General features: G+C 53.5%; 15 protein-coding genes, 1 tRNA gene and 1 pseudogene. 12 read left to right on the plus strand and 5 right to left on the minus strand.

Annotated elements, in window-relative coordinates; translation table 11 throughout:
- Positions 1–198 precede the first annotated feature (198 nt).
- The gene (locus HV213_RS00510; RefSeq protein ID WP_181484403.1) at positions 199–780 is read left to right on the plus strand and encodes a shikimate kinase; all 582 of its coding nucleotides are present in this window, start codon (positions 199–201) and stop codon (positions 778–780) included.
- 45 nt (positions 781–825) lie between these two features.
- Here the strand turns inward: HV213_RS00510 and HV213_RS00515 are convergent.
- Positions 826–1,296: pseudogene (locus tag HV213_RS00515) on the minus strand (virulence RhuM family protein); the annotation flags it as partial.
- 190 nt (positions 1,297–1,486) lie between these two features.
- Between HV213_RS00515 and HV213_RS00520 the strand changes: the two are divergent.
- Positions 1,487–1,678, plus strand: coding sequence for a toxin-antitoxin system HicB family antitoxin (locus HV213_RS00520; protein ID WP_142464181.1), 192 nt, complete (start codon positions 1,487–1,489; stop codon positions 1,676–1,678).
- A 37-nt stretch (positions 1,679–1,715) separates the two neighbouring features.
- Here HV213_RS00520 and HV213_RS00525 read toward each other — a convergent pair.
- Positions 1,716–1,810, minus strand: a tRNA-Sec gene (locus HV213_RS00525).
- A 294-nt stretch (positions 1,811–2,104) separates the two neighbouring features.
- Here HV213_RS00525 and HV213_RS00530 point away from each other — a divergent pair.
- On the plus strand, positions 2,105–3,499 hold the full coding sequence (locus HV213_RS00530; RefSeq protein ID WP_181484404.1) for a glycoside-pentoside-hexuronide family transporter: 1,395 nt from the start codon (positions 2,105–2,107) through the stop codon (positions 3,497–3,499).
- Positions 3,500–3,512: 13 nt separating this feature from the next.
- Positions 3,513–5,831, plus strand: coding sequence for an alpha-xylosidase (yicI, locus tag HV213_RS00535; RefSeq protein ID WP_181484405.1), 2,319 nt, complete (start codon positions 3,513–3,515; stop codon positions 5,829–5,831).
- A 369-nt stretch (positions 5,832–6,200) separates the two neighbouring features.
- On the opposite strand, the gene HV213_RS00540 is transcribed toward yicI, so the two are convergent.
- Positions 6,201–7,223, minus strand: coding sequence for an IS110 family RNA-guided transposase (locus HV213_RS00540; RefSeq protein ID WP_181482387.1), 1,023 nt, complete (start codon positions 7,221–7,223; stop codon positions 6,201–6,203).
- 576 nt (positions 7,224–7,799) lie between these two features.
- Here HV213_RS00540 and HV213_RS00545 point away from each other — a divergent pair.
- From HV213_RS00545 to HV213_RS00580, 8 genes are all read left to right on the plus strand, one after another.
- Complete coding sequence (locus HV213_RS00545) at positions 7,800–9,371, plus strand: BglG family transcription antiterminator (protein WP_181484406.1); 1,572 nt, start codon at positions 7,800–7,802, stop codon at positions 9,369–9,371.
- Positions 9,372–9,381: 10 nt separating this feature from the next.
- On the plus strand, positions 9,382–9,852 hold the full coding sequence (locus HV213_RS00550) for a PTS sugar transporter subunit IIA (protein ID WP_181484407.1): 471 nt from the start codon (positions 9,382–9,384) through the stop codon (positions 9,850–9,852).
- A 21-nt stretch (positions 9,853–9,873) separates the two neighbouring features.
- Positions 9,874–10,188, plus strand: a complete 315-nt coding sequence (locus HV213_RS00555; protein ID WP_004126741.1) for a PTS fructose transporter subunit IIB — start codon at positions 9,874–9,876, stop codon at positions 10,186–10,188.
- 23 nt (positions 10,189–10,211) lie between these two features.
- Positions 10,212–11,303 carry a PTS fructose transporter subunit IIC gene (locus HV213_RS00560; protein ID WP_181484408.1) on the plus strand — a complete coding sequence of 364 codons (1,092 nt, stop codon included), beginning with the start codon at positions 10,212–10,214 and terminating at the stop codon, positions 11,301–11,303.
- 11 nt (positions 11,304–11,314) lie between these two features.
- Positions 11,315–12,166: a class II fructose-bisphosphate aldolase gene (locus HV213_RS00565; protein ID WP_181484409.1), complete on the plus strand. Its 852-nt coding sequence runs from the start codon at positions 11,315–11,317 to the stop codon at positions 12,164–12,166.
- Positions 12,167–12,246: 80 nt separating this feature from the next.
- Positions 12,247–13,107 carry a ketose-bisphosphate aldolase gene (locus HV213_RS00570; protein ID WP_181484410.1) on the plus strand — a complete coding sequence of 287 codons (861 nt, stop codon included), beginning with the start codon at positions 12,247–12,249 and terminating at the stop codon, positions 13,105–13,107.
- A gap of 64 nt (positions 13,108–13,171) precedes the next feature.
- Positions 13,172–13,846 carry a D-lyxose/D-mannose family sugar isomerase gene (locus HV213_RS00575; RefSeq protein ID WP_181484411.1) on the plus strand — a complete coding sequence of 225 codons (675 nt, stop codon included), beginning with the start codon at positions 13,172–13,174 and terminating at the stop codon, positions 13,844–13,846.
- A 160-nt stretch (positions 13,847–14,006) separates the two neighbouring features.
- Positions 14,007–14,738, plus strand: a complete 732-nt coding sequence (locus HV213_RS00580; protein ID WP_181484412.1) for a MurR/RpiR family transcriptional regulator — start codon at positions 14,007–14,009, stop codon at positions 14,736–14,738.
- A gap of 135 nt (positions 14,739–14,873) precedes the next feature.
- Here HV213_RS00580 and HV213_RS00585 read toward each other — a convergent pair whose 3' ends face one another.
- Together HV213_RS00585 and HV213_RS00590 are read right to left on the minus strand one after the other, a co-directional pair.
- Complete coding sequence (locus HV213_RS00585; protein ID WP_181484413.1) at positions 14,874–16,253, minus strand: family 4 glycosyl hydrolase; 1,380 nt, start codon at positions 16,251–16,253, stop codon at positions 14,874–14,876.
- Positions 16,254–16,266: 13 nt separating this feature from the next.
- A complete protein-coding gene (locus HV213_RS00590; RefSeq protein WP_181484414.1) occupies positions 16,267–17,826 on the minus strand; it encodes a PTS transporter subunit EIIC in 1,560 nt (519 codons plus the stop codon).
- Positions 17,827–17,989 lie beyond the last annotated feature (163 nt).

A 17,989-nucleotide genomic window follows, 5' to 3' on the forward strand; every position in this document is an offset into this window, starting at 1 on the left:
CGTCGTTATTTTTTTGTTGCCTCACTTGAGTTTGGGGAGCCCGTACTCGCTGGTTAGTGTAAAGGCTTAAAGGGGGACGGAATAACGCAAACATCGTTGGCTGTGGATATGGGGTTGCACAAAAAACAGCTGCTATTGCCGCGTTATTCGCCGTATTCTGGTGAAATAACAACGTCACAAGGACGCGAGAAACCAAAGATGAATACGCTGTTTCTGATTGGCCCCGGCGGGGTAGGAAAAAGCACAGTTGGGGCGCTTTTGGCACAGGCGTTGGGTTATCGGCTTATCGATCTTGATAGTCAGTTTTGCGAGCAGATTTTAAATATCCGCGAATATATTCAGCGTGATGGGTACGAAAGCTATGTGCGTGAGAACGCCGCGCTATGCGCTCGCCTGTTAGCGGAGAATCCGGATGAAAAACGGGTCGTCGTGCTGTCCTCGGGATTTCTTGCCACCGATGTTTGCCCGGAGATTGTTGCCAGCAATCGGCAGCTTGTGCGACAGGCCGGGTATTCCATACTGCTGCTGCCTTCAGAAGATATCGATATTGCCACGCGCATTGTGGTTGAACGCCAGCTGGCGCGCGGTTTTGGCCTGGCCAGAGAAAAAGAAGAGGCGAAGTTCCGCCAGCGTTTTAAGGAGTATCGTGGATTAGCCGATTGCTGGGTGATTTCGTCTGAGAAGCCGGAGAGGGTTGCGGAGCGAGTGAGAGAGAAAGTGGTTGCGGGTTGCACAGGCCTACAGATAATCTCGGATCGCGTAGGCCGGGCAAGGCGCTAGCCGCCGCCCGGCAGAAATGCGAGCACGATAGTTTGTGAGGATCGGAATCCTCAGGGCTACTGCATCGAAATAGTCGGGTACAGCCGATGAACCAACGGACGGATTTTTCAGCCGCTCATCGTCCATCACAAAACCTTTGATCAGATATTCCTGGAGCGTCTGGGTTGCCCACTGGCGGAACTGCGTGCCGCGAGGGGAACGAACGCGATAGCCAACGGAGAGTATTGCTTCGAGATTATAGTGCTCTATCTCCCTGGAAACCTGGCGCTTTCCTTCCTGGCGAACCATCCGGAATTTCCGGATGGTTGAGTTTTGAGCAAGCTCACCTTCAGAAAAAATGTTGATTAAATGCTCATTAATTGTCCGCACATCTTTAGCGTACAGATCAGCCATTGATGCTTGGGATAACCAGATTGTGTCCGACTCAAAGCGGCATTCAACTCGTATTTTCCCATCACCGCTGGCAAACATAACGAACTCACCTGTTGGGGACGAAGTTAATTGTTCATTTGCCATATAGCCTCCGGGTTAACCTGCTTTGGCTCGCATAGTATGTCAGAAGAGCATGAATTTCATTAGACGGACGATTAACCCGGAGTCATTTGGGAGCTGCCATCCAGAAAGTAAAGATTTCCGGGCGTCAGACGAGTTGAAGCGTGTTGTTGACGCTTTTAATGACCAGTACAAAGAACTTTTAGGTGGCATCATGTCAATCATATCGCGCGAAAAAAAGCCAAAGGGTGGCGGTCAGTCACCGCAGTTCAAAATGCGCATTGATCCGGCATTGAAGGAACAGCTGGATGCTGTGGCTGCAGAAGAAGGGGTGAGTCTTGCAAGCTGGCTTAAAGAGTTGGCAAGAAGCGCGCTAAAAGCTAAAGGAATTGAACCGAAGGGCTGATTTTTTGGATAAGTTCACATGGTTAGAAATGCTGAACTGGCGGAAGATCACAGGAGTTGAACCTGCCCGGGACCGCTGGCGGCCCCAACTGGATTTGAAGTCCAGCCACCTCACCGGAGATGACGATCTTCCGCGCCTCGATTGCTACATGGAGGCGGGGCGCATTATAGCTACTTTCCTGCATTAACCACATACCCCAACGCACTTTTTTACTGTTAAAACTGGACTTTACAGAACCTTCTTAAACAAATCCTTGCAAAATCCGTGGCTTACACTTTTACACACTCTTTCAGGCTACCGAGATCACATAAAACAAGAAACGTAATTTGATTATGAGATATCGCAATTCATCTTACTGCGCAGATAGTTTACAAATTCTGTAACCGGTACCAATAAGCGGTATCGCTGAGAGATGAGTGTGTTGTTATGAAAAATCATATTTTGTCCGTCAAAGAGAAGATTGGCTACGGCATGGGCGATGCCGCTAGCCACATCATTTTTGATAACGTCATGTTGTATATGATGTTTTTTTATACCGATATTTTTGGTATTCCTGCCGGCTATGTCGGCACCATGTTCCTGCTGGCCCGCGCGCTGGATGCGATATCTGATCCGTGCATGGGATTGCTGGCCGACCGCACCCGCAGTCGCTGGGGGAAATTCCGCCCGTGGATACTGTTTGGTGCGATCCCGTTCGGCCTCGTCTGCGTGCTGGCCTACAGCACGCCGGACCTGAGCCATAACGGTAAACTGATTTACGCCGCGGTTACCTACACCCTGCTGACTCTGCTCTATACCGTGGTCAATATTCCGTACTGCGCGCTGGGCGGCGTCATTACCGACAACCCGACGCAGCGCATCTCCTTGCAGTCCTGGCGCTTTGTGCTGGCGACGGCGGGCGGCATGCTCTCGACCGTCCTGATGATGCCGTTGGTGAATTTTATCGGCGGCGAAGACAAAGCTTTTGGCTTCCAGGGCGGCATCGCGGTGCTCTCGGTGATCGCTTTCCTGATGCTGGCTTTCTGTTTCTTCACCACCAAGGAACGCGTCGAAGCACCGCCTGCGTCCACCTCAATGCGTGAAGACCTGCGCGATATCTGGCGCAACGATCAGTGGCGCGTGGTTGGCCTGCTGACCATCCTGAACATCCTCGCGGTCTGCGTTCGCGGCGGCGCGATGATGTATTACACCACCTGGATCATGGGGTCCGCTGCGCTGTTTACTGTGTTCCTGACCACCTACTGCGTCGGCAACCTAATCGGCTCGGCGCTGGCGAAGCCGCTCACCGACTGGAAATGCAAAGTCAGCGTCTTTTGGTGGACCAACGCCATTCTGGCAGTGCTGAGCGTGGCGATGTTCTTCGTACCGATGGACGCCGAAATCACCATGTTCGCCTTTATCTTCGTGATTGGCGTGCTGCACCAACTGGTGACGCCGATTCAGTGGGTGATGATGTCCGACACCGTCGACTATGGCGAATGGTGCAACGGCAAACGCCTGACCGGCATCAGCTTCGCGGGCACCCTGTTCGTGCTCAAGCTGGGCCTGGCGCTGGGCGGCGCGCTGATTGGCTGGATGCTGGCCGGTGGCGGTTACGACGCCGCAGCCAAAACCCAGAACAGCGCCACCATCACCATCATCACCTCATTGTTTACCCTCGCTCCGGCGGCTTGTTACCTGCTGAGCGCGGTTATTGCTAAACGCTACTACACCCTGAAAACGCCGTTCCTGAAAAACATGATGGCGGAACTGGCTCAGGGCGCGCGTCGCAACGAACACGACTTCACTTCAGCGCCGACAGGCAAAGAATTGCAAAACTAAGAGGAAGCTATTGATGAAAATCAGTGATGGAAACTGGCTTATCCAACCAGGGCTCAATCTGATCCAACCCGTGCAGGTGTACGAGGTTGAGCAGCAGGGTAACGAAATGGTGGTCTATGTCGCGTCGCGCGAGGTCCGTGAGCGTGCCGCTCAACTGGATACCCCGCTGTTTACCGTGCGCTTCTTCTCCCCGCAGGAAGGGGTGATCGGCGTGCGCATGGAGCACTTTCAGGGTGCGCTGAACAACGGCCCGCACTATCCGCTGAACGTCCTGAAAGACGTGAAGGTAGAGATTCAGAATGGCGCTGAAGTTGCTGAGCTGAAGAGCGGTAACCTGACTGCCCGCGTGACCAAAGGTGACTTCTGGTCGCTGGATTTCCTGCGTGACGGCGTGCGTATCACCGGTAGCCAGCTGAAAAACGACGGCTATGTGCAGGATACGAACACTAATCGCAACTACATGTTCGAGCGCCTGGATCTTGGCGTCGGCGACACTGTTTACGGCCTCGGCGAGCGCTTTACCGCACTGGTGCGCAACGGTCAGACGGTCGATACCTGGAACGAAGATGGCGGTACCAGTACCGAACAGTCGTACAAAAATATCCCGTTCTATCTGACTAACCGCGGTTACGGCGTGCTGGTTAATCATCCCGAGCGCGTCTCTTTCGAAATCGGCTCCGAGAAAGTCTCTAAGGTGCAGTTCAGCGTCGAAGGCGAGCATCTGGAATACTTCGTGATCGACGGCCCGACCCCGAAAGAGGTGCTGAACCGCTATACCCAGTTCACCGGACGTCCGGCGCTGCCGCCAGCCTGGTCTTTCGGTCTGTGGCTGACCACCTCGTTCACCACCAACTACGACGAAGCGACGGTTAACAGCTTTATTGATGGTATGGCGGAGCGCGATCTGCCGCTGCACGTGTTCCATTTCGACTGCTTCTGGATGAAGGCCTTCCAGTGGTGCGATTTTGAGTGGGATCCGCTCACGTTCCCTGACCCGGAAGGCATGATTAAGCGTCTGAAGGATAAAGGTCTGAAGGTCTGCGTGTGGATCAACCCGTATATCGGCCAGCGTTCGCCGGTATTTAAAGAGCTGCACGAGAAAGGCTACCTGTTGAAACGTCCGGACGGTTCGCTGTGGCAGTGGGATAAATGGCAGCCGGGCCTGGCGATTTATGACTTCACTAATCCGGAAGCCTGCGAGTGGTATGCCAACAAGCTGAAAGGCCTGGTGGATATCGGTGTTGACTGCTTCAAGACCGACTTCGGCGAGCGCATTCCGACCGACGTGCAGTGGTTTGACGGCTCCGACCCGCAGAAAATGCACAACCACTACGCCTTCATCTATAACGAGCTAGTGTGGAACGTGCTGAAAGAGACCGTTGGCGAGAAAGAAGCGGTGCTGTTCGCCCGTTCCGCCTCGGTGGGCGCGCAACAGTTCCCGGTGCACTGGGGCGGCGACTGCTACGCTAACTACGAATCCATGGCGGAAAGCCTGCGCGGCGGCCTGTCGATCGGGATGTCCGGCTTTGGTTTCTGGAGCCACGATATCGGCGGTTTCGAAAACACCGCGCCTGCTCACGTCTACAAGCGCTGGTGCGCCTTCGGCCTGCTATCGAGCCACAGCCGTCTGCACGGCAGCAAATCCTATCGTGTGCCGTGGGCTTACGATGATGAGTCCTGCGACGTAGTACGTCACTTCACGCAGCTGAAATGCCGCATGATGCCGTATCTGTATCGTCAGGCGGCGCTGGCCAACGAGTTCGGTACGCCGATGCTGCGCTCTATGATGCTGGAGTTCCCGCACGACCCGGCCTGTGACTATCTGGATCGTCAGTACATGCTGGGTGATTCCGTGCTGGTCGCACCGGTGTTTAGCGAAGCGGGCGATGTGCAGTTCTACCTGCCGGAAGGCCGCTGGACGCACTTGTGGCATAACGACGAAGCGCAGGGCAGCCGCTGGCATAAGCAGAATTACGATGTGCTGAGCCTGCCAGTTTACGTGCGCGACAACACCCTGCTGGCGCTGGGCAACAACGACCAGAAGCCAGATTACGCGTGGAACGAAGGCACCGCTTTCCAGCTGTTCAACCTCGACGATGGCCGCGAAGCCGTCTGCCAGGTTCCGGCAGCGGACGGTTCGGTGGTCTTCACGCTGAAGGCGAAACGTCAGGGCAACACCATTACCGTCAGCGGTGAAGGCGACGCCAGCGGCTGGACGCTGTGTCTGCGCAATATCCCGCAGGTTGCGGGCGTGCAGGGCGGCGCTCAGGCGGGTAGCGAGCTGGGTGCGGTTGTCACCGCGCAGGGCAACGCGCTGACGATTACGCTGTAAGGTTTTTCTATCCCGAAGCACGGGTTCGCAGCCATCTGCGGACCCGTAGCCGTTTCAGTTTATCCTTCCCGGTGGCGCTGCGCTGACCGTATATGGACACCTCCCGTGATGCAAGCTATTTTTTGTGTGAGTCACCAGGGTAAGTTGCGTTCGTATATCCGGCCTCTCGTTCGGTACCGTCGTACCCGGGCCATGATGTGTTCTGCGCACCTGCTTCCTTTCGGGCTATCGGCTTTGCTTCGCAGGGAGCCTTCGGACAGGCCGGATTTCTCAGGTGCTGGTCTTACCGGTTACTCATCACGCTAAATCGCTTCGCAATCTCACGACAGGGTTACTGCTCTTTTTACTGCATGGCTCACGGGGCGTCGGTTAACCGGCGACCCGTGAGCCATGGTAATCTTCTCCGCGACTCATCACCGCCCACGCTATCCGCACATTCTTGTTCGCCAGCGCCACCGTCGCGATATTCCGGTTCCGTCTTTCCGCCACCGACTGCAGCCACTGGCTCCGCCGGTCTTCTTTGCCTGCACATGTCTTCAGAACTGACCGTGCCCCGTGGATGACCAGCGTACGCAGGTAGCTGTCACCCCGCTTGCTGATATGCCCCAGCTGCTGCTTACCGCCGCTTGAGTGCTGCCGGGGAACCAGCCCCACATAAGCCGCCATCTCCCGACCGTTCTTAAACTGCGTCGCGTCACCCAACAACGCCACCATCGCGCTGGCGGTTATCACGCCGATACCTTCTATTTTCATCAGCCGCTGGATGCAGATATCTTCCCGCGCCGCCTCTGCGAGCCGCCGGTCATGCCCCGCCACCCGGTCATCCAGCATCCGCAGCTCTTCGGCCAGCTCGCACAGCAGGCGCATAAACCGGTCATCCCACTGCTCCTGCTGTGACAGTATCTCCGGCAGCGCCTTACGCAACTGGCTGATGCCGACCGGCAGCACCACGCCGAATTCGCCCAGAAAGCCCCGTATCTCGTTGCACAGCGCCGTGCGGCTTTTTATCACTCTGGCCCGCACGCGATGCTCCGCCTGAAGGGTCTGCTGGCGCTCTGTCTTAACCGCGACGAAGCGCATGGCGGGGCGGCTGATGGCTTCACAGATGGCTTCGGCATCGTTGGCATCATTCTTGTTGCCTTTGAGGTAAGGCTTGACGAATTTCGGGGGAATAATGCGCACGGTATGCCCCATGCGGGTGAGTTCGCGGGACCAGTAGTGGGATGATGCGCAGGCTTCAATCCCGATGGTGCAGGGAGCCAGCTGAGAGAAATAAGCGTGCATGTGGGCGCGGCGGAGAGATTTCCGCACGACGACATGTTCATGGTGATCCACAGCATGGATCTGAAAGACATTTTTTGCCAGGTCAAGACCGATACGTTTAATATTCATGGTGGACACCTCCTCCTGTGGACTGCAGGTAACACTTCCAGTCTGGCACGTTCTGATGCCGTAAGGTGGGAGGTGTCCATCACATCGGGCTACGGGTTCACAGCCGTCTGCGGGCTGGTAGCCCGGACAGGCGCGTCAAGCGCCGCCTCCGGGGATGCACTAAGAACCTATCCCATTAGGACTATTTTGCTTGCCATTTTGAACCTGGGCAGTGCTCAGAATCCTCACGTACTACATGTACGCTCCGGTTCTTGCGCGCTGTCCGTGTTCAAACTGCCTGCGCCAATAACGCCTACTGGGATAGGCTCTAAAGCTAAAGGCGATTAAATATCCCCTGGTATATTCTTGCGGTAAATTGAGATCGCTATCACGTATATTTCTTTCTGAAATGTGATCTGAATTATAATTATTCCTTAATACCTCTTCTCGTTTTATTTCTGTCCGGATGTCCGGACACGATTTAGTATTGTTGTTTACTCCCCACCTCCTTATATTTATCCTCAATGATTTATGTAGAGCTCGCGTCGTATCGCGATGTCTGCCTGGCATTAATCTGCTATGCAAAAAGGGTAAATAATGCAAATGATTACCTCACGACAGAACAGATTATTGAAATTTCTCCTGCCCCGGAGAGAATACGTTACGTTAATGAAAATCGCTGAATATTTAAATGTTTCAGAAAAAACGGTTCAGCGCGATTTACGTTTTTTACAGCAGTGGCTCTCTGAGTGGAAAATTACTATCGATAAGCGCTCAGGTACTGGCGTGATGTTAATCGCTGATAATGTCACCGACCTGCTGCAATTAGACCAATTACTCAGTAATGAGGGCGAAGATAGCGATGTGATGATGAATAACTCCCGGCGAGTGAAAATCGCCGCTCAGTTATTAAGCGACACGCCGCTGGAAACCTCAATTAATAAACTATCGGAGCGCTATTTTATTAGCGGCGCCTCTATCGTTAATGATCTGAAAATTATCGAATCATGGATCACCCCGCTAGGTTTAGCGTTGATCCGCAGCCAGAGCGGCACGCATATAGAAGGCAGTGAAACCCGCGTTCGCCAGGCGATGGCGTCGTTAATTAACGGCGTAATTAATCACAACGAACCCGGCTGTATTATCCATTCCCGCCTGGATTCAGGAAGCTATAAAGCGCTGGTCCATTATTTTGGCGAGGAAGACGTTTTATTTGTCCAGTCATTATTACAGGAAATGGAGCGCAGGCTGTGCTGGTCGTTAGGTGAACCGTATTATGTCAATATCTTCACCCATATCCTGATCATGATGTATCGCATTACTCGCGGGAATGCCTTACCGCGTCGGGAACAGGGAAATCAGCTCTTTGATGAGACTGTTTTCAGCGTGGCGCAGAATATGCTTCAAAAAATTGAAGCGCGGATCGTCCATTCGCTACCGGAAGATGAAGTCTGGTTTATTTATCAATACATCATCTCATCCGGCGTGGTGGTTGAAGAGCGTGATGATGTCAGTATGGCGCGTTACATGCACTCGAGCGACGAGGCCCGGCTGGTGACCAGCCGTCTGATTAGCGCTTTTTCAGCCATGATTGACATCGATTTAACCACCGACAGCGCATTATACGATGGCCTGCTTATTCATATAAAACCGCTGATTAACCGCCTTAATTTTCGCATTTATATTCGTAACCCTCTGCTTGAGGATATTAAAGGCGAGCTAATGGATGTCTGGCCGCTGACCCAGCGCGCGGTGAATCAGGTCTTCAGCGGCTGGGGCGAATGCGCGGTTTCCGACGACGAGATTGGCTATTTAACCGTTCATTTCCAGGCCGCGATGGAAAGACAGGTCGCCAGCAAACGCGTTCTGCTGGTCTGTTCGACGGGAATTGGCACATCGCACCTGTTGAAAAGTCGGGTGCTAAGAGCATTCCCCGACTGGACTATTGTCGGCGTGGTATCGGCGGGGAACCTGCACACCCTTCAACCGCAGGATAATATTGAATTAGTTATTTCGACGATAAATCTGCCGGAAATCAATCTGCCGGTGGTTTATGTCAGCGCATTTTTTAATGATGCCGATATCCGGCGGGTTACGGAAAAAATCGTCACCGATAAATTACATCAAGCGGCAATCTCTGCTGTAGATAATGAAATTTTATATCCATGAGGTAAAGAATATGGACATAACCAGGATTTTAAACACCAAACGCGTTTTGTTAGATATGCAGGCCACGAATAAAGCGGAAGCTATCGAGGAATTAACCGATTTATTGCAAAAAGATGGTGCGATAAGCTGCCGTGAAACATTTATTCAGGATGTCTGGCAGCGTGAGTCAGAAGGCTCAACGGGGTTTGAAAATCATATCGCGATCCCTCATGGAAAATCGTCTGCTGTTATTAATACCACCCTCGCTATTGGCCGCACCCAGCAGGATATTGCCTGGGAAACGCTGGACGGTAGCCAGGTTCGCTGCATTATTTTATTCGCCGTGCGCCTGGAAGATCAAAATACCACCCATATTCGCCTGCTATCCCAGGTCGCCGGGGCGCTGGCGGATGATGACATTATTGAACAACTGCTCGAAGAAACCAGTCCGCAGAGGATTATTGACCTGTTTAGTCAATATGCCGAATCGGATACTTACTAACAATAACTATCGGAGTCCGAGATGAATATTGTCTGTGTTGCCGCCTGTACCGCGGGGATTGCTCATACTTATATTGCACGTGAGAAGCTCATTAAAGGCGCGAAAGCGCTGGGTCACAATGTCAAAGTTGAAACGCAAGGAACCATTGGTACCGAGAATGAACTTGCGGCGGAAGATATTGACGCCGCGGATGTCGTGATTCTTGCCATTGACGTGAAAATAAAAGGTGAGGAACGTTTTAAAAATAAACGGATTGTCAGAGTGAAAACCGAAGTGGTTATTAAGTCGCCGATTCAGTTTATCGAAAAGGTCGAAAAATCCTTGGCCAATGCCTGATCCTTAATCTGGAGGGATCTACCATGAGTGAGAATAAAATTCCCGTCTCACAGGAAATTAAGAAGCATTTATTAACCGGTATTTCATGGATGATACCGCTGATTGTCGCCGCCGGGATCTGTATCGCGCTTGGACAAGTGCTTGGTGGGACCAACGTTGGTGAGAAAACCGGCACCATTCCGTGGATGTTAAACCAAATTGGCGGCTGGGGCATGGGGCTGATCGTGCCTTTGATCTGCGCCGCTATCGCCTACTCCATCGCTGACCGTCCTGGATTTGCGCCGGGTTTGATTGTCGGTTTTGTCTGTGGGCAAATTCACACCGGGTTTATTGGCGGTATGCTCGGCGGCTTCCTCGTCGGCTACACCGTGCTGGCGCTGAAGCACTATATCCGGCTGCCGAAGTCGATGCAGGGGCTGATGCCGATCATGGTGCTGCCGGTGTTAAGCACGGTGATCAGCGGTTTGCTGATGATGACCCTGATTGGCAAGCCGATTGCCTGGCTTCAGGAAGCATTAATCCACATGCTGGAGTCGATGCAGGGCGGCTCGCGCTTCCTGCTGGGAGCCATTCTTGGCGCCATGGCGACCTTTGACTTCGGCGGCCCGGTGAATAAAACCATGTCGCTGTTTGCCGATGGTCTGCTGGTCAGCGGCGTCTACGGCCCGGAAGCGGTGAAGTTTGTCGGTTCGATAATCCCGCCGTTCGGCATCACCCTCTCGTTCCTGCTGACCCGGCACAAATATACCCGCGCCGAACGTGAAGCTCTGAAGGCCGCCTTCCCGATGGGGATCTGCATGATCACCGAAGGGGTGATCCCGATTGCCGCCCGCGATCTGCTGCGCGTCGTGGGATCCTGCGTGGTGGCGTCGGCGGTAGCCGGTGGGCTGATCATGACCTGGGGCGTCGAGAGCCCGGTGCCGCACGGCGGAATGTTCGTCGTACCGCTATTCACCCATCCTTTGCTGTTCTGCCTCTCCCTCGGGATCGGCACGGTGATTTGCGGCGTAATGCTGTCGCTATGGAAAAAACCGGTGACCGAGCGTGATGAAGAGTTCGATGAGCTGAGCGATCAGAAGGTCAAAGACGACGACATCACCTTTACCCTCGAATAAACGGAGGCCCTATGTTTGCCGATATGAAAAGTATGGTGACCAAAGCCTGGCGCGAACGGTATGCCCTGCTGGCGATTAACTGCATGAACCTGGAAAGCGCCCGTGCTGCGGTGTGCGTAGCGGAAAAATATCGTGCGCCGATTATTCTCAACCTGTATCAGGGGCACCTGTCGCACTTTCCGGCCTCTATTGCCGCTGCGGTAGTCAGGGTGCTGGCGGAGGAGGCGAGCGTTCCCGTCACGCTGAGTCTCGACCACGGTAAGGACCCGATCAAGATTCGCCAGGCTTTCCGCGCCGGATTTAGCGGGCTGATGATTGATGCTTCAGCGTTCGCGCTGGAGGAGAACATCCGTCAAACCCGCGCGGTGACCGAGCTGGCCGCCAGCGTTGGGCTGTGCGTGGAGGGCGAGTTGGGGCACCTGGCGGATGCGCCGCGCTACGACCAGGCCACCAATGCCGATTTAATGACCCAGCCGGAGGATGTTACTCCCTTTATCGAACAGACCGGGATCGACCTGCTGGCGGTCTCCGTGGGGACGGCGCACGGCATGTATGCCCCCGGCGTGAAGCCTGCGCTCGATTTCGACCGTCTGGCGCAGCTACAGCGGGTGTCGTCCGTCCCACTGGCGCTACACGGCGGGAGCGGCACGCCGTTCGATCAACTGCAACGTTGCCCGGAGTTGGGCGTCGCGAAAATCAACGTTGGGGCGGCGGTGTTTGAAGCCGGAAAAGCGGCGCTGCTGCATACCCTGTTCCACGACAGCTCCATTGAGCTGGCCGACGCGCTATCGGTGATGGAGCAGGCCAGTGCTGACGCCATCGTCCCCTATTTACATGCATCCGGCTCAATCAATAAAGCCTGATTAAATTTCAGTAATGCCTTCCATGCCAGCGCATACCCGCCCTGGCAGGGCTTACTACACCCTGAAACTGGAGAATAACGATGTTAGTTTCAATGAAAGAATTACTTAAACCGACCCGTGAACATGGCTTTGCGATTGGCGCATTTAACGTGGCGGATAGCTGTTTTATTCGCGCTGTGGTGGAAGAGGCTGAAGCAACAAATACCCCAGCGATTATTTCTATCCATCCCAGCGAGCATGATTTTGTTGGCGACGCGTTTTTTAGCTACGTGCGGGATATCACTATGCGCAGCCGCGTGCCGTTCACTCTGCATCTGGATCATGGCGCATCGGTCGAGCATGTTCTGCGCGCTATTCAGTGCGGCTTTACGTCGGTGATGATCGATGGCTCGTTGCTGCCTTACGAAGAAAACGTGGCTCTGACCACCGAAGTAGTGCGGCTGGCGCATGCGGTGGGCGTGTCGGTAGAAGGGGAGCTGGGGACTATCGGCCAGACCGGTACCTCCGTCGAAGGCGGTGTGTCGAAGGTCACGTATACCGACCCGGCCCAGGCGGAAGATTTCGTCGCCCGTACCGGCGTGGATACGCTGGCAGTGGCGATTGGTACCGCGCACGGCATCTACCCGAAAGGGATGCAGCCGGAACTGCAAATGAACATCCTGCGCGATATCGCCGGACGCCTGTCGATTCCGCTGGTGCTGCACGGCGGCTCGGCTAACCCGGATGCGGAAATTGCCGAGTCCGTGACCCTTGGCGTCGGCAAAATTAATATCTCCAGCGACATGAAATATGCCTATTTCCTGAAAGCGCGCGAAATTCTGGCGAAAGAGACCTGGTGGGATCCGAACGTGATTTACCCGGAACCGATTAATGCTGCACGGGAAGTGATTCGCCACAAAATGAAGCTCTTTGGTTCAACCGGCAAGGCCAGCCTCTATTAATACCCCAACGAGGCGGGGTAACCCGCCTCGACATTCACATTCTGCGGCTGAAGCGGAGTCGATAATGAAACGTTCACAGATTAATTATGCGATTGATAAAGCCCATGCCATCGCCGAAACCTTTCGCATCTGCTTGCCCGAGTTCGCCGGGTTTACTGCCGATCTCTGGTCACAAAAGCGGGCGGAAGAGTGGCAGGAAGTGCGTGATTTACAGCTTGGCTGGGATATTACCGATTTTGGTAGCGGCTGTTTTAATGAAACCGGCCTGACGCTGCTGACCCTGCGCAACGGCGCATTATCCGATGTGCGCTACCCCAAACCGTATGCCGAGAAAATGTTGCAGATTCAGCAGGATCAACAAACGCCATGGCATTTTCACTATCACAAGATGGAAGACATTCTGAACCGCGGCGGCGGCCACCTCTGTATGCAGCTGGCATGGGCGACGGAGGATGAGCAACTGGATGCCCAGCGCAGCGTGAGCGTCGCAGTTGATGGCTGTCAGCGCTCGCTGAAACCGGGCGATACCCTGGTGCTAAAACCCGGGCAGGGTGTTTGTTTGCCACCCATGCTCTATCACCGTTTTTGGGCCGAAAACGCGTTGGTGATGGGTTGGGAAATATCCATGGTCAACGATGATAAGCGCGATAACCGGTTTCTGGAAGCCAGCGGTCGCTTCCCAATCATTCAGGAAGATGAACCGATAAAATGGTTATTGTGCAGCGAGTATCCGCGCTGATAAACCGTTCATGGTTGGCTGAGCTATGACCCTCTTCGTAAGAGGTTTTTTTTATTCCATTTTGTCGAAAAAAGTAACATTCATTTCATTCTGGTGATTCATCCCACAGACACTATTGCCACCAGGTGATAGCGTAGTTTGCCGCTGATAGGAGCCCGGAATGGATTTAGAAAATATCTTTCGTGACGTAAAGCTAAGCAAAACCGAGATGACCGTGCTGCGCTTTATCCAGAACGATCCTGAGCAATGCGTTCGCGAGGGGGTCCGCGCCGTTGCGGAGCACTGTTATAGCAATCCCTCTTCGCTGGTGCGCCTGGCGAAAAAGCTGAAATTCAGCGGCTGGCTGGAGCTGGTCTATTTTATTAAATTCAATATCACCATGCCCAAACTCGATGTGACCAACGATATTGACTATATGAGCATTCAGCCGGTGGAGCGCATAACGCCGTTGCTGGAAAGCCTGCAACATCACCGCATTTTGATTCATGGCAGCGGCTTTTCGCAGCTGATCGCCCAGTATATTTATAATAAATTTTTGGTGACCGGGGTGAATGCCAGCCTGGCGCTGTGGCCGGATTACGAGATCCTCGAGCAGAAGAATGCCGCCAAATTTGATTCGATCTGGATTATTTCCAAATCCGGGCGCAGTAGTTCGGCGCTGAACTGGGTGAAGGCGCTGGAGGGGAAAGAGATTAATCTGGTCTGCTTTACCGGCGATTATCAAAGCCCGCTGGCACAGGCGGCGGATACAGCGTTTATCATTCACGACCCGCAGAAGTTCGATGACGATATTTACTGGAGTAACCCGTTTTTCGGTTATTGCATACTCGGCTTTGAGCGGCTACTGAAGATGTGGTTTATGCAAACGGGTATCCCCGGAGGCGGCGCTTGACGCGCCTGTCCGGGCTACAAAACCATTCCCGGGTTGCGGCGCAAACGCCTTACCCGGGCTACAGATTTACCGTCGTCTGCGATCCGGTAGCCCGGATAAGGCGTTAGCCGCCATCCGGGGAATTTAGCCGGGCGTTTATTGCCAGTCGGCGAACTGCTTATCATCGAGATAGGCTTCAACCAACGTTTTCGCCAGTGAATAAGAGCCAACCAGCGGATGCGCCATCAGCGCCCGGACCGCCAGGGATTTATCCCGCTGCAAAATGGCCGCCACTGCCAGCCGCTCATACTCTTTCACGTTGGCGATCATGTTTTTCTGCGCCGTTGGCACATGCTTTGGCGTCACCGGCTTCAGGCCGTCTTTGCTCAGGTCGCAGCTGATCTCAATCACATCGTCCGCGCGCAGGAAATCCAGCGTGCCGTTGTTGGGCATCGACACCACGATGCGCTTGGTGGTAGTGCTGTTGACCGCTTCCAGAATATCCAGCGCCACGCCCGCATAGCCGCCGGTATCCGGCTCCTCGATAAACTGTTTTAAGGTCAACGGTTCGCGGGTGTGGAATTTCTCCTGCTGCGACTCGTTCTGCATGTAGCTGTTTTCCCGGCGTAAATAGTGCTTCATCCAAATAGTAAACGCCGCTTCCGGGTTGGCTTTTACGTCGATGGTTCGCAGCTCTTCGCGCATATCGTGATTGATGCGGGCAATCTGCTCGCCACGAGTTTCCGGCGCGTTCTGAATCGCTTTTAATGCCACTTCACGATAGTAGTAATAATAGAGATATTCATTAAGCAACTGCTTATCACACAGCTGGACCAGCTCCGGCGAAAAGTACTGCATCGCCGTTTTGCGGTATAAATCCGGGCTGGCGATCAGCCGCTCGGTGACATCTTCGCCGCGCACGGTGAAATGGGTAAACCAGGAAAAGTGGTTCAGCCCATAGCACTCGACGCCGAGGTCGTTCTCGTCGCAGCCGAGGATATCCGGCAGCTCACGGATAAGCTCCGACGGCGCATCGCAGATGCCGTACACCCGGCGCTTAAAGCCGGATTTGATAATCGCCTCGGTCACCAGCCCTGATGGATTGGTAAAGTTAAACAGAATCGCATCTTCAGCGGCGTGCTCTTCAATCAGGCGGCAGTAGTTAAGAATCGCCGGAATCGAGCGCATTGCCATGGCAAAGCCGCCTGCGCCAGTGGTCTCCTGGCCGAGGGTGTTATTTTCCAGCGCGATCCGCTCGTCGCGGATGCGGCTCTCATCGCCGCCTACGCGCAAGGTGGTTATCACATAGTGGCTGTTTTTCAGCGCTGATACCGGGTCGCTGGTAATGCTAAAGTGAATATCCGGGCGAATGGTATTAAACACATAGCGGGCGATTTCGCCAAATACGGCCAGGTTATCGGCAGAGCTGTCGAGAAATACCACTTCCTTTAAACCAATGCGGTGCGCGTTATATGCCAGAGACTTTGCCAGGAATGCAGAGCGAACGCCGCCCCCGCCTAATACGGTTAATTTCATAAATAACTCCCAATTAATTTTCTGCTAGCCAGCTATCAACCCGGGAACGAACCTGTCCCACTTTGACGCCGTAAATAACCTGAACTTCATTACGATTTCGTACTACGCCATTTGCGCCGGTGCTTTTTAATATACCATCGTCAACCAGTTCCATATTATGAACCGCGACGCGCAGGCGGGTGAAACAGTTGTCGACGGAAATAATATTTTCTTTACCACCTAAGCCATTGATAATTTCATTGGTCACTGACTGCGGCTCACCGATTTTTTTACGATAATCCGCTTTGCTATATAGCTTCACGTTTTCATCGTCTTCGCGACCCGGCGTTTTGAGATTTAGCTTAACCACCAGAGTGCGGAAGATAACGTAGTAGACGGCAAACTGACCGATACCGATAAGTACATACCCTGGCCAGCGTGTTAAGGAAGCCGGTAGCGGCAAGTTATAAATCAGGAATTCAATCAGCCCGGATGCGCCCCAGGGACGAACGGTAAAGATGTCGCAAATTGCCTGTGAGGCCGCGGTTAAGGTAGCGTGAATTACCCACAGCAGCGGCGAAACAAACAGGAAGGTAAACTCAATGGGCTCTGTAATACCGGTCAGCATCGAGGTAATAATGGCGGGCAGCAGGATTGCCTTGGCCATCATTTTTTTCTCCGGTTTCGCCGTATGGTAGAACGCCAGCGACGCACCGGCGAGGCCGAAGATGGTGGTCATTCCCTGCTGCGAGAAGCGCAAAGCTTCGTTCATCACCGGAGTGAGATCCGGGTGGCGCATATAGGCGAGGAAAATGGCCTGAGTACCGGAAACTACCTGCCCGTCGACGCTCAGCGAACCACCGATTTGCGTGAGCTGGAACGGCGACCAGACGAAGTGGTGCAGGCCGGTAGGAATAAGGAATTTTTCAAAGAAGCCATAGACGAAGACCCCCGCCACGCCGGCGTTTTTCATAAACCCGGTCAGCGCCGCGATACCGTGGGTCATAAACGGCCAGAACCAGGTAAAGGCGATAGCATAGAAGATGACGACCGGCGTCATCGCCACCAGCGTTAACTTCGCGCCACCGTACATGGAGAGTGCCCCGGGCAGTTCGATGGTCGACACTTTGTTATGTACCCAGGCGATGGTGCAGCCGAGAATAATCCCGAGAAAGATCCCCATATCGACGACCACAAAGCCCAATAGCTGGGTTTGTCCGGTACCGTAATATTCGCCGTTAATTTTTTCTGCGAGGCCGTTGGTGTGCTCCAGCCAGGAGTGATTGGCACCGAGAAACATGATAAAGCACATGACGGCAACCAGCGCCACTTCGGTTTTTTTATCTTTTGCCAGGCCGTAGCTGATGCCGACGCAAAATAATAAACCGAGGTTGCCAAATAATGGCCAGAAGGTGTCGCCAAGAAGCTGCCCGATCTGGTGTAAAAAGCTGGTCTCCGAAATTAATGTCGGGTTGGTTAAGACAGAACTGAGTGCCAGAATTAGGCCGATGACCGGCAAGAACAATACTGCACCGATCATTGCCCTGGAGAATTTTTGCATATTCTCCATAATACGTTGGCGTATTACAGACATGGTTGTTCCTTTATTTTTGTAGGTTCAGGGACTTTAATTATTTTTTTGACTTCCAGTATTTTTGTTATAGCAAGTCCGCTATTTGAAAGGAACAGGTTGCGGGAAATAGGTACAAATAGCCGCAAAATGGCAACAGGTTTCATCTGCGGGAATAAAATAAGTG

Source organism: Klebsiella sp. RHBSTW-00484 (assembly GCF_013705725.1).
Lineage (GTDB): Bacteria > Pseudomonadota > Gammaproteobacteria > Enterobacterales > Enterobacteriaceae > Klebsiella.